This is a genomic window from Seongchinamella sediminis (genome assembly GCF_003457605.1).
In the GTDB taxonomy this organism is placed as follows: Bacteria; Pseudomonadota; Gammaproteobacteria; order Pseudomonadales; family Halieaceae; genus Halioglobus; species Halioglobus sediminis.
In genome coordinates this window covers 107,663-119,736 of sequence record NZ_QRAN01000014.1, presented here as the reverse complement: position 1 = coordinate 119,736, position 12,074 = coordinate 107,663, and the positions used below count along the sequence as shown (strand labels likewise).

Annotated in this window: 10 protein-coding genes; 6 read left to right on the top strand and 4 right to left on the bottom strand. The window is 61.5% G+C overall.

All coding sequences use genetic code 11. The features are described from left to right. Positions 1-126 precede the first annotated feature (126 nt). Complete coding sequence (locus tag DWB85_RS13610; protein ID WP_117955634.1) at positions 127-1,806, bottom strand: aminotransferase class V-fold PLP-dependent enzyme; 1,680 nt, start codon at positions 1,804-1,806, stop codon at positions 127-129. Positions 1,807-1,968: 162 nt separating this feature from the next. Here DWB85_RS13610 and DWB85_RS13605 point away from each other — a divergent pair, with 162 nt between their 5' ends. Next, a complete protein-coding gene (locus DWB85_RS13605) occupies positions 1,969-2,415 on the top strand; it encodes an Lrp/AsnC family transcriptional regulator (protein WP_117955603.1) in 447 nt (148 codons plus the stop codon). An 86-nt stretch (positions 2,416-2,501) separates the two neighbouring features. Next, positions 2,502-3,080 carry an outer membrane beta-barrel protein gene (locus DWB85_RS13600; protein WP_162846126.1) on the top strand — a complete coding sequence of 193 codons (579 nt, stop codon included), beginning with the start codon at positions 2,502-2,504 and terminating at the stop codon, positions 3,078-3,080. Positions 3,081-3,118: 38 nt separating this feature from the next. On the opposite strand, the gene DWB85_RS13595 is transcribed toward DWB85_RS13600, so the two are convergent. The 3 genes from DWB85_RS13595 to DWB85_RS13585 all read right to left on the bottom strand — a co-directional run bounded on the left by DWB85_RS13595 (position 3,119) and on the right by DWB85_RS13585 (position 6,544). Next, a complete protein-coding gene (locus tag DWB85_RS13595) occupies positions 3,119-4,144 on the bottom strand; it encodes a DUF2235 domain-containing protein (protein ID WP_117955599.1) in 1,026 nt (341 codons plus the stop codon). Positions 4,145-4,146: 2 nt separating this feature from the next. After that, the gene (locus DWB85_RS13590) at positions 4,147-4,734 is read right to left on the bottom strand and encodes a pyridoxal-phosphate dependent enzyme (protein ID WP_117955597.1); all 588 of its coding nucleotides are present in this window, start codon (positions 4,732-4,734) and stop codon (positions 4,147-4,149) included. Positions 4,735-4,870: 136 nt separating this feature from the next. Further along, positions 4,871-6,544, bottom strand: coding sequence for a formate--tetrahydrofolate ligase (locus DWB85_RS13585; protein WP_117955595.1), 1,674 nt, complete (start codon positions 6,542-6,544; stop codon positions 4,871-4,873). A gap of 388 nt (positions 6,545-6,932) precedes the next feature. Between DWB85_RS13585 and DWB85_RS13580 the strand changes: the two genes are divergently transcribed. The 4 genes from DWB85_RS13580 (at position 6,933) to DWB85_RS13565 (ending at position 11,973) form a co-directional block, all read left to right on the top strand. Further along, positions 6,933-8,183 (top strand): MFS transporter, encoded by a 1,251-nt coding sequence (locus DWB85_RS13580; RefSeq protein WP_117955631.1) that lies wholly within the window; start codon positions 6,933-6,935, stop codon positions 8,181-8,183. 134 nt (positions 8,184-8,317) lie between these two features. Then, a complete protein-coding gene (locus tag DWB85_RS13575; protein WP_117955592.1) occupies positions 8,318-9,352 on the top strand; it encodes a LacI family DNA-binding transcriptional regulator in 1,035 nt (344 codons plus the stop codon). After that, positions 9,334-10,494 (top strand): N-acetylglucosamine-6-phosphate deacetylase, encoded by a 1,161-nt coding sequence (gene nagA, locus DWB85_RS13570; protein WP_117955590.1) that lies wholly within the window; start codon positions 9,334-9,336, stop codon positions 10,492-10,494. The genes DWB85_RS13575 and nagA overlap by 19 nt, the downstream gene beginning before the upstream one ends. Before the next feature lie 132 nt (positions 10,495-10,626). Continuing rightward, a complete protein-coding gene (locus DWB85_RS13565) occupies positions 10,627-11,973 on the top strand; it encodes an ISNCY family transposase (protein ID WP_117955588.1) in 1,347 nt (448 codons plus the stop codon). The last annotated feature ends 101 nt before the right edge of the window (positions 11,974-12,074 follow it).

Sequence of the window (12,074 nt, the reverse complement as noted above, 5' to 3'; positions counted from 1 at the left end):
AACGAATTCTGGTAGCATTTTGTCACGGCGGAATTTCTTGTTGGTATGGCTTCGACACCCTTATTTTCAAGATCTTTCCGTCGTTTTACTATCCCCTTCGTGAATTTTTCAGGCTAGCGGCCGCGCTCAGCAGGCCCTGGCCTGCTCCTGGTCCAGTTCCAAGGCCGCTTCCTGGGGCAGCAGGAACCAGCGCAGGCGCTCCGACTCGGGGGAAAGTTCAAGCGCATGGCGCATCCGGGAGTCGCGGTTGCGGGTAAGCTCATGGGTCGCCTGCGCCAGCTGGCCATCCAGGGGCAGCGCCGCGCCGGGTCGGCTGGCGAAGTCAGCACTGGCATCGGCGAAGGACCAGCTATCAAGGTCGGCAACCAACGCCGCTGCCTGGCCCTGGAAGCGCCAGACCGCGGCCGTCTCGTCGAAGGCATAGTAGGGCAACATCCGCCAGCCGTATTCGGCGACCAGTTCCACCGCCCTGAGCAGGTACTCGAATTCTTCCTCATCGATGAAGTAGTTGAAATTCAGCCGCACCCAGCCCGGTCGCAGCACCATTGCCCCGCGCTGGATCTGTTTCTCCACGGCGCGGCTGTAGTCCATGCCCATACCGAGCAGGCTGTGGCCATAGGGGCCGGCGCAGGAACAGCCGCCGCGCACCTGGATACCGAACAAATCATTGAGCAGCGACACCACAAAGCCGTAGTGCAGGTCCCTGTCGCCATGCCGGAAGCGAAGAGACATGATCGACAGCCGCGGGGCATCGGGATTGCCGAGAATCTCGATCCCGGGGCAGGCCCGGAAGCGCGCCAGCGCTCGCTGCAGGAAATCCTGTTCGCGGCGTTCGATTTCATCGCTACCCACTTCCTGTTGCAGCTTGAACACCAGCCCCGCGCGAATGGATTCGACGATGGCAGGCGTACCACCCTCCTCCCGGCGCTCGTGATCCTCGATAAAACAGTGATCCTCGGGGGTGACGTACTTGACCGTGCCGCCGCCGACAATGGCCGGCACGCTGTTGCGCAATACCGATTGCTTGACCACCAGCACCCCCGGCGTACCCGGGCCGCCGATAAACTTGTGCGGCGATATGAAGGCGGCGTCAATAGGCACCTCGCCCTGCATGTCGATGCCCACATAGGGCGCCGCGGCGGCATAGTCCCACAGGACCAGCGCACCGTGGCGCTTGAGCAGGCGGGTCACCGCCGCCACGTCGGTCCTGACCCCGGTGACATTGGAGGCGGCAGAGAAGCTGCCAATCAGCAGCGGTCGATCCGCGTGTTCTGCCAGGCGATCGGACAGCACCTGCAGGTCGATCTGGCCACAGGCGGTAAGCGGAACCGGCACCACGTCGGCGATGGATTCCCGCCAGGGCAGCTCATTGGAGTGATGCTCGTAGGGGCCGATAAACACCACCGGGCGCTCCGCCGGCGCTATCCGCGACTCCAGGGCGTAACGGTCCGACAGCTCGCGCGGCAGTCGCAGGTTGAGTATGTCCACGAGTCTGTTAATCGCCGCGGTGGCTCCGGGGCCACAGAAGATAACCTTGTCCCCGGCGCCGCCGTTGACCGCGCGGCGAATCTGCTGCCGAGCCTGTTCCCGCAGCGCGGTGGTCTGGGCGCCGGTAAAGGAGGTTTCGGTATGGGTATTGGCATACCAGGGCAGCACCTGCTCCCGGATGTAGTCCTCGATAAAGTCCAGCGAGCGGCCGGAGGCGGTGTAATCGGCATAAACCAGCGGCTTGTCGCCGAAGGGGGTGCGCAGCGGCAGGCGGCTGCCGATAACGGCGTTGCGGATGGTTTCGATAAGCTGGTTCACGTCAATGCCCTCTGTTGGTAGCGCCACAGCATAAGGTATGGGGAGCGAAACATTGTTCCTGATTTTCTGAAAATTGGCCATAAACAGGAATTTACTCTCGTCTTGTGCAATTATTAGAGGCATTCGTTCCTTTTTAAGAGATTAGACCGGGGTTTCGTACCTATGGACAGCACAGAACGCACCCTGCTGCGCCACATGCAGCGGGATGCCGCCCTCTCGGTCGCCGAACTGGCGGAACTCACCGGCATTTCCAAGTCGGCCTGCTGGCGGCGCATCCAGAAGCTGGAGGCAAAGGGCATGATCCGCGGCCGGGTAACCCTGCTGGAGCCCGCCACCGTGGATTTGCCGCTCACGGTGTTCATCTCGGTAAAAACCAACCAGCACAACGAGCGCTGGGCGCAACATTTCCAGCAGGTGACGGAAAATATGCCGGGCGTGCTGGAGGTATACCGCATGGGCGGCGAGGTCGACTACCTGATCAAGGCGGTGGTCAGGGATATGCCGGGCTACGACGCCCTCTACCAGCAGCTGATCAAGGCGGACCTGTTTGATGTCAGCGCCAGTTTTGTCATGGAGGCGTTAAAACAAACCACCGAGCTGCCGCTGTAATGTCCCGCTGTAAACGGAAATAGTACCTGTTCCTGCTTATGTCGTCGCGACCGGGGAGCGCTAGAATAAGGTCCACGGACCTCAACATGACCAGGGAGTTACCCACCATGCTCAAGCAACTTCTCATTGCCGGTTCACTCTGCTTAGCCACCGTATTCACCAGCAGCCTGGCCCATGCCGACGGCACCGGCCTGTTCATCGCCGGCGGCGTCAACTACGCCCAGCTGGATACCAGCATCGATGACGACATCGACTTCGATGACGATCTCGAAGCCCTGTTCGATGACAAAACTGTGGGCTACAACTTTGGTGCCGGCTATCGCTTCACCAAGTGGCTGGCGGTGGACGCAGCCTACTGGGACCTGGGTGAGTTCAAATCAGACAAGCTCCCCAGCGGCGACAAGATCGGCTTCGACACCTCCATCTGGACGGTGGGCGGTATTGTCTCGGTACCACTGTGGATCCTGGATATCTACGGCCGTGGCGGCGCTGCGATGTGGGAGGTGGATTCGCGCTACATTGACGAGGACGGCACCGACCTCTACTACGGCGTTGGCGCGGCGCTCAACGTGTTCGGCAGCATAGATCTCTACCTCGAGTACGTCCGCTTCGACGCCGACGAGGCCATCGATACCGCCGGACTGGGCGTGCGCTGGACCTTCTGACCACCACTCAACCGGGCGCCTGGCAACTGCCAGGCGGCTCAGTTTTCCAGCTGCCCCCAGTCGCCCTGCCGGCGCTGTAGCCAGTCGCGCAGCGGCGGCGGCTGATCCTCGCCGGACTCATAGCGCCGGAATACCGAGCGGTGGAGGATGGCGCTGTCGGGAATCTCCCGCTGCTCACGGCCCAGCACTTTCCAGTAGCTCTTGTAGGACCGGTGCTTGGCGGCGCTAGTATCCAGAGCCGACTTGCGTACCAGGTGCGGCTCCAGCTGCAGTCCGGCAGCCGTCGCCTGCCCGGCCATCCAGGCCAGCGGGATATCGCTGAGCATCTTGCCTCCCTTGTCGGGCCCGTAGCCGCCACCCACATCGGCGTGCACCCCGGCGAACCAGACCTGGCGAATATCCACCGCCGACTTGTCACCCCAGAGGGTGGGCTTGAAATCGGCGCGGCGCTCATCAATGGACACCGCGTGGCGGGCCACCCTGACGTTGCTGCCTATATCGCGATCGAAAAACAGGTCGCGTTCGTCCATGAAGGCCAGCACCCGGGTGGGCACGCCGAGGGCCCCCACGGTATCCCAGACACCGATAAAATCCACCGTGCCGCGGTCCGGGCCGTGACTGTACTTGCGGCGCCAGTCTCTGGCCTCGCGGCTGCCCGGCCTGGCCTTGCTGTTCTTGTAGAAATCAAAGGCTTCCGGTATCCGCTCGGCGTGCTGGCGGGTCACCACACCGCAGTTGTTGAGCATGCCGCAGAGACAGCGCACCGTGTAGGCGCCACGGCTGAAGCCGAACAGGAATATTTCATCCCCGGGGTGGTAGTTCTGGACAATAAACCGGTAGCCATCCTGGATATTTTTCATGATGCCGAGTCCGGCGGCGCCACCGCGCACAGTGGCGTAATAACTGCCCACCCCCCAGTCGTAGAATACTACCTGCTTGCGGCCATCGTCGGCGACCGGACTCACCGCCCGGGCCACCCGCAGCACATTGGTCGGATGCTCATCCTCGGGGTCGTTCCAGGTGCCATCGGCACAGACCACAATGCGTTTGTTCTCCGCTTCCATCATCAAGCTCCTTGTTGTGACAATACACGGGCGTATAGCGATGCATCCACATTGCCACCGCTCAACACAACGCCCACCCTGCATCCCCGGTTCAGTTCACGCTGCTTATAGAGCGCGGCCAATGCGGCTGCACCCGCTCCCTCAGCCACATTATGGGTATCGGTGAACAACCAGGCCATGGCCTGGCTGATCTCCTCGTCGCTGACACTGACAATCTGCTCGATGTTGCCCTGCATCAGCGCCAGCGCATCGGGGTTGGGCACGCGCACCGCAAGACCATCGGCAAAGGTGTCCGCGCTGTCGGTGGGAACGCATGTACCTGCGGCCAGCGCGACACTCTGGCCGTGGTTGCCCCGGGTGGCGGTGATTACCCCCGGGCAGGCCGGTTCCCGCTGCCGCAGCCGATGCATATAAACCAGGCCACCACGTACCTTGAAGGCACCAGTAAGGTTATGGTTCTCGTGCTTGACCCAGACCTGGCAGCCGCAGCGCTCGCTCAGCAGGGGCCAGTTGATCTGCGGCGTCGGCAGTACCTGGCGGTAGGTAATTTCAGCGGCGGACTGCAAGGCCGCCAGCGACAGCTGCAACACCTCAGTTACCCATCGCCGCCGGTTCCACGTGGGACTGGCAGTTTTGCCGGCGGGCGCAAGGATCGCCCGGCAGGTACGTCAACATCGTTGTCTCCCGTTGTGCCACCGCGGTGGGCGGCGGTTGCGCTTGCCCGGGTCAGAACAGGCCCTCGATCTGCCCCTGGGTATTAACATAAATACTATTGGCGGCTGGCACCCGGGGCAAACCCGGCATACGCATGATATCGCCACAGATCACCACCAGGAATTCCGCCCCCGCGGCCAGTTTCAGCTCCCGCACTTTCACCGAGTGCTGGCTCGGCGCACCCATCAGCCGCGGGTCGGTGGAGAAACTGTATTGGGTCTTGGCCATGCACACCGGAATGTGGCCGTAGCCCTCGTCCTCGAACTGCCGGAACTGGTCACGAATCTTCTGGTCCGCCTGCAGGTCCTCGGCGCCGTAGATCTCCCGCGCTATGGTGCGGGCCTTTTCCCACAGGCTCAACTCATCATCATACAGGGGGTGGAACTGGGCCCGGCCGGAGTCGGCCATGGTAGCCACCGCCTCCGCCAGCGACGTGGCGCCGGCACCGCCATCAGACCAGTGTGTGCAGACATGGGCCTCCAGCCCGCGGGCCGCCACATAGTCTTTCACCAGCTGGATTTCGGCATTGCTGTCAGTGACAAAATGGTTGATGGCGATCACTACCGGCACACCGAAGCGGCCGACGTTGCGGATATGCCGCCCGAGGTTTTCCAAACCCTTTTGCACCGCCGCCAGTTCCTCCTGCGCCAGGTCCTTGTGGGCAACGCCGCCGTGCATCTTCAGGGCCCGTGCGGTCACCACGATAACCGCGACGTCCGGGCGCAGGCCCGATTTGCGGCATTTGATATTGAAGAACTTTTCCGCCCCCAGGTCGGCACCGAAACCCGCCTCGGTAATCACATAGTCGGACAACTTGAGCGCGGCCCGGGTGGCGATCACCGAGTTACAACCGTGAGCGATATTGGCGAAGGGTCCGCCGTGGATAAAGGCCGGCGTGTTCTCCAGGCTCTGCACCAGGTTGGGGGCGATGGCGTCCTTGAGCAGGACGGTCATGGCGCCGGCCGCGCCCACTTGCTCGGCCGTCACCGGCTTTAACTCGCCCCGGGTCTGGCCAATAACGATGCGCCCCAGGCGCTGCTGCAGGTCCTCCAGGTTGTTGGCCAGGCAAAATATCGCCATCACCTCGGACGCCACCGTGATGTCGAAACCGCTCTCCATCGGGAAACCGTTGGCGGGGCCGCCACAACCAGTGACAATCTGCCGCAGGCTGCGATCATTGATATCGACGACCCGCGGCCAGGTGACACGGCGCAGGTCGATGCGCAGTTCATTACTCCAGTGGATGTAGTTGTCGATCATCGCCGACAGCAGGTTATGGGCGGCGCCGATCGCATGCATGTCGCCAGTGAAATGCAGATTGATGTCTTCCATCGGCACCACCTGGGCGTAACCGCCCCCGGCGGCACCGCCCTTCATGCCAAAGCAGGGGCCCAGGCTGGGTTCGCGCAGGCACAGCGAGGCATTTTTGCCGCTGCGCCTGAGGGCGTCGGCCAGGCCGATGCTGGTGGTGGTCTTGCCCTCCCCTGCCGGTGTCGGGCTGGTGGCGGTGACCAGTACCAACTTGCCGTTGGGCCTGTCCTCCAGACTCTCCAGGTATTGCAGCTTGACCTTGGCCTTGCTGTGCCCGTAGGGAATCAGTTGCTCCGACGGAATAGCCAGTTCCCCGGCTATGTCGGCAATCGGGCGCATGCGCGCCTCGCGGGCGATCTCGATATCTGACTTCATGGGCTTCCCCTGGTGTTATTGTCGGCTTGTTTGACTGTGAATTTTTTCACAGTTCGCGACACGTCCATTGACCGCGATCAACTACAGGAGCAGTATAGACACGGTGCCTGTAAGCACACTGTGCATTTTTATTCTTGGCGGTAACAACCGCTACTAAAGCAAGAGCAATATCCATGACCACCTTCATCCAGACAGCAATGAGCAAGCGAGACGGTATGTATACCGTGGCGCCTGTCTGCCTGTCAGCAGCAGGGGTGGTTTGAGGAAGCACTTGACGTAATCAAGATTTAGAAAAAGGCCTCCGAGAACCCAGATTCCGGAGGCCTTTTTTATTCCCATCGTAAAAATGTTTCCGGTCCGGGATTCTCACGGCGTAGGGGTGAGTACCGTGAAAAGGTCACTGGAAAATAATATCAAGGCAATTTACCTGCTGGGCTTCTTCACCGGCTTTATGGTTGTTGTGCCTGTCTTCGTGCCGCTGCTGCAGGGCTATGGCTTGAGCATGAGTGAAGTCATGCAGACCCAGGCGCTGTTCGCGCTGACCATCGCCCTGTGCGAGGTACCCTCCGGCTATATTGCCGACCTGTGGGGCCGGCGCAACGCCATACTGGTAGGCTCCGCGCTCAACGCCCTGGGCTTTTTCTCCCTGCTGTGGGCGGACAGCTTCGTCGACTTCCTGATCTACGAGTTTATTCTCGGCATCGGCTTCAGCCTGATCTCCGGCGCCGACCTGGCCTTGCTGTACGACACCGAGGTCTACCTGCAGGAGCGGGGTCTCGGCGGCGGCGCCGGTGCCAGCAAGTCGCTAAGCCGGCTCATCGCCGTGGAGGCGGCGGCCTCCGGTGCCGCCGGCATCGCCGCCAGCCTGTTGCTCCTGTGGTCCATGGACAGCGTGGTCATGCTGCAGGCCTTCACCGGCTTTGCGCCGCTGTTGCTGGCTCTGCTGCTGGTGGAGGCGCCCCGCCCTGCGGGGGCTGAAGCGTCCACCGGCGGCCACGGTGCCAACGCCCGCAGGATTGTCGATCTGCTGCTGTTCGGCAAACCGGTGGTGTTCTGGACCGCCTTTGCCATCGCGGTGTTCGGCCTGCTGGCGGTGTATGTATTCTGGATTTACCAGAAATACTGGGAGATCCAGGGCATACCACTGGCCTCCTTCGGCTACATCTGGGCGGCCTTTGCCCTCACCGTGAGCCTGTCGGCCCGCTACAGTGAAGCGCTGGAACGCCTGCTGGGCTACCGCCAGCTGCTGGTGCTGATCGCTGTCCTGCCGCTGGTCGGCCTGCTGGGCATGGCATTCGGCGGCGGCTGGCTGGGGGTGATGTTCGGCTTCGCCATCCAGGTCTCGCGCGGGCTTTCCATGACCCTGTTTTACGAGGCCCTGAACCGGCGGGTGCCGGGTGAATTCCGCGCCACGGTCAATTCACTGGTGAGCCTGGGCGTGCGGTCGACATTTATTGTCACCGGCCCGATACTCGGCATGGCGCTGGACCGTCATGGGGTGCAGCCTACCCTGCTGGGACTGGTGGTGATTTTCACCCCGCTGATGGGGCTGGTGCTGGTACCGCTGGTGCTGAAGATTAGCCGGGAACAGGCCGAGGCGGCGCCGCTGTCCCCGGCTCCATCTGCCGCCGTCCTGTAAGGGCGGCGGCATCTCTGTATTTACCTGCTCGCCATCAAGGAAGTATTGACAACGTTGTCATAGCATCGATAAGGCGCTAGGATAAGCGCAAGACTGGCACACCCCGTGACGGTGGACAAGGACTCAATGAACAGATGAAAGCGACGATCAAGGATGTGGCGAAGCTCGCCGGCGTGTCCTTCAAGACCGTGTCCCGGGTAATCAACCGCGAGCCCTCGGTGGGCGAGGACCTGCAGGCCAAAGTGTGGGCCGCTATCGAGGAACTGAATTACCAACCCAACCTGTCCGCCCGCCAGCTGCGCGGCGCCGCCAGTTTTATCGCCTTTATTTACGACAACCCCAACAGCCACTACGTGATCGAGATGCAGCACGGCATACTTGAGGAATGTAAACGCCAGGGCTTCGAATTGCTGATCCACCCCACCGACTCCGGCGATGGCAACTATGTCGATGAGCTGCGCCAACTGGTCAGCAATGGCCACGTGGCGGGGCTGGTGCTCACCCCGCCCTTCTCCGAGTCAGCACGGCTGATCGAAGCCCTGGAGTCCCGGGGCATGAGCCATGTGCGAATCCTGTCCGGCGGCGGCGACAGCGAGGGCAAGGGGCCCCGCGTGTTGATTGACGACTACCATGCCGCCTACGACATTACCCGCTACCTGGTAGAACTGGGCCACCGGGACATCGCCTTCCTCGGGGGCCATGAGGAGCACGACTCCTCCAGTGAACAGCGCCTCAAGGGTTACCTGGCTGCCCTGGCCGACGCCGGACTGCCCCGCCGCGACGAGTTGATCCTGCCCGGCTCCTACAACTTCGATTCCGGTTCCGAACGGACCTCACGCCTGCTGGGCCTGGACAGCACTCCCAGCGCGATCTTTGCCTGTAACGACGAAATCGCCGCCGGTGCACTGTTCGCCGCGCGCATCAGGCAGGTCGCTGTGCCGCAGCAACTCTCTATCGTGGGCTTCGAGGACAGCCCGTTTTCCCGCCAGACCTGGCCCAAACTGACCACCGCCCACCAGCCCAACAGCGAGATTGCCGCCGCCGCTGCGCGGGTATTGATCGAAAGCATACGCGCCGCTCGCCACGGCAGTGACGAGCCACCAGGCGCCAGCCTGGAATTCAAGCCCGAGCTGGTCATCAGGGATTCCACATGCCCGGCCCCGCTCTAGTTTCCGCTATCTGCCCCCGCCGGCTGTTTGACGGCGACAACTGGCTCGACGATCACGCCCTGCTGATCGATAGGGAGCAGATTGTCGCGGTGCTGCCGCGGGCGGAACTTGCCGCCGATATCCAGCGCCATGAACTTGCGGGTCTCAACCTCGCCCCCGGCTTGATCGACATCCAGGTCAACGGCGGCGGGGGTGTCATGTTCAACAACCAGCCCAGCGCCGAAGGTGTCGCCACCATCGCCAACGCCCACCGGCGCTACGGTACCACCGGCATCATGCCCACGGTGATCAGCGACACCCCCGAGGTACAGCGCCGGGCCGCATCCGCCATCGCCGCAGCACGGGCAGCGGGCGAGTCCGGAGTGCTGGGGTTGCACCTGGAAGGGCCGCATTTCGCCCCAAACCGCCGGGGCACCCACAAGGCGACGATGATCCGGCCGCCGGCGCCCAGCGACATCGACTGGCTGACCAGCCTGGGCGACTTCCCCACCATGATTACCCTGGCGCCGGAACACGCCGGTCCGGGGGTGGTGCGCAAGCTCAGCCAGGCAGGCCTGCTGGTCTGCGCCGGCCACACCGATGCCAGCTACCAGCAGATCAGCGCCGCCATCGCCGAAGGCCTGCGCGGATTTACCCACCTGTTCAATGCCATGAGCCCGCTGCAGGGCCGCGCCCCGGGTACAGTGGGCGCGGCACTGGACAATACCGACACCTGGGCGGGCATTATCGCCGACGGCCACCACGTTGATCCCGCCGCCATCCGCATCGCCCACCGGGCCAAGGGCCCCGGTAAACTGCTGCTGGTCAGCGATGCCATGTCCACGGTGGGTGGCCCGGACAGCATTGAAATTTACGGCGAATGCATCAAGGTCGACGCTGGCCGCCTGGTCAACGCCGAGGGCAATCTCGCCGGCAGCGCCATCGCCCTGTTCGACGCGGTGCGCATCGCCCACCTGGACGCCGGTCTCGCCCTGGAAGAATGCCTGCGCATGGCGTCCCGTTACCCGGCGCAATTCCTCGGGCTCGAGGGGCAACTGGGACGACTGGCTGCGGGCTACCGCGCCGACCTGTTTGCCTTCGACAACGACTACCAGGTCAGCCATACCTGGGTCGCCGGCGAGCACCAACAGCACGCTATCTAGATAGTGCGCATCCGGAAACTCTAATGATCTGATATTAAAGGAATTTATTCACAGGCGCATAAAAAATCCCTCGAGACCTTGGTATGCTTTTAAGCGACGAAACTCAAAGCACCAAAGCAACGAGGGATAACGATGCGAGAAACCCGCAACGCTCAGGCAAGTATATTTGATCACTACGCAAAACACGAGATCGGTAACCAACTGGCCATGATGTCCGGCATTCTGGATGGCTGCGAGGAGTTACTCAGCTGGGTGGAAGCCGACCTGTCCGCTGAGTCTACACAGCCCACCGGTCGAACCGGGCTTCCCGTGGAGAGCGTGCTGCGCTGTGCGATACTGAAGCAGGTCCGGCAATTGAGCTACAAGGAGTTGGTATTTTACCTTGAAGACAGTGGCAGTTTTCGAAGCTTTGCGCGCCTACCTCAAGGAGTGGTACCAAAAAAGTCGGGCCTACAGGGCAACATCAGTCGCATCAAACCCCGGACATGGGAACGCATTAATCAGGCGATTGTTGGCCAGGCGCTGACCGATGGCGTGGAATGTTGCAATCAAGTCCGGGTAGACAGCACCGTGGTGGCAACGAACATTCATGAGCCCTCCGACAGCAGTTTATTGAATGATGGCATCAGGATATTGACTCGGCTGATGGTGAACGCGAAGAAGAAACTGAAGGTGCCCGGAATTGACTTTACTGATCGTCGGAAACCGGCCAAAAGCCTTGCCCGGCAGGTCTTTTATACAAGGGGCATGGCAAAGAAAGAGCCTTTGTATAAAGACCTTTTGGCCTATGCCGAGCAAGTGATGAAAGAGAGCAGCGATGCGCTTTGGCACGTACAGCTCTACCGATTCCGGGGACCCGCTTATGGGCAGTGGATTGACCGTGTGAAGCACTATCGCCGATTGCTGCGCCGGGTCATTCGCCAAACCCGGCGGCGTGTGTTGAAGGGTGAATCGGTACCGGCCACCGAGAAGGTTGTCAGCCTGCATGAGCCGCACACGGATATTATTGTGAAGGGTAGTCGAGACATCCAGTACGGGCACAAGATTAATCTGACAACGGGTAGAGAAGGTCTGGTTCTGGATGCGACGATTGAATCAGGTAACCCGTGCGATACAGAGCGCTACCTGCCGATGATCCAGCGGCAGGTAGCCATATATGGACAGCTGCCCGGTTGTATAGCGGCGGACGGTGGTTATGCCAGCACGGCCAATCTGAAAGAAGCGAAGGCCCTGGGTGTGGGTGAAGTCGCCTTCCAGAAAAAGAAGGGGCTGACTATTGACGCGATGACCAGCTCGCAGAAACTTTACAAGCAGCTATGTAACTTCCGGGCGGGCATTGAATCGAACACCTCAGAACTGAAGCGGGCCTATGGGTTGAAACGTAGCCTGTGGCGAGGCTTGCAGGGATTTATGGCTGATGTCTGGTCGTCAATCGTTAGTTACAACCTGGTGCGGATGGCACGACTGAATTCGACATAGCTATCAGAGCGGGTAAAGACAGCGTCGGATAGCGGAATAAAGAGGTTCTGCGGGAAGTCCGACCGTCGAAAACGAACATACCGGGGATCAGGGCCGCAGTT

Bases quoted from the DNA above. Each gene is read 5' to 3' on its own strand.
- DWB85_RS13565 (WP_117955588.1), top strand. From the start codon at position 10,627: ATGCGAGAAACCCGCAACGCTCAGGCAAGTATATTTGATCACTACGCA.
- DWB85_RS13575 (WP_117955592.1), top strand. From the start codon at position 8,318: ATGAAAGCGACGATCAAGGATGTGGCGAAGCTCGCCGGCGTGTCCTTC.
- DWB85_RS13595 (WP_117955599.1), bottom strand. From the start codon at position 4,144: ATGGAAGCGGAGAACAAACGCATTGTGGTCTGTGCCGATGGCACCTGG.
- nagA (WP_117955590.1), top strand. From the start codon at position 9,334: ATGCCCGGCCCCGCTCTAGTTTCCGCTATCTGCCCCCGCCGGCTGTTT.
- DWB85_RS13605 (WP_117955603.1), top strand. From the start codon at position 1,969: ATGGACAGCACAGAACGCACCCTGCTGCGCCACATGCAGCGGGATGCC.
- DWB85_RS13600 (WP_162846126.1), top strand. From the start codon at position 2,502: ATGACCAGGGAGTTACCCACCATGCTCAAGCAACTTCTCATTGCCGGT.
- DWB85_RS13585 (WP_117955595.1), bottom strand. From the start codon at position 6,544: ATGAAGTCAGATATCGAGATCGCCCGCGAGGCGCGCATGCGCCCGATT.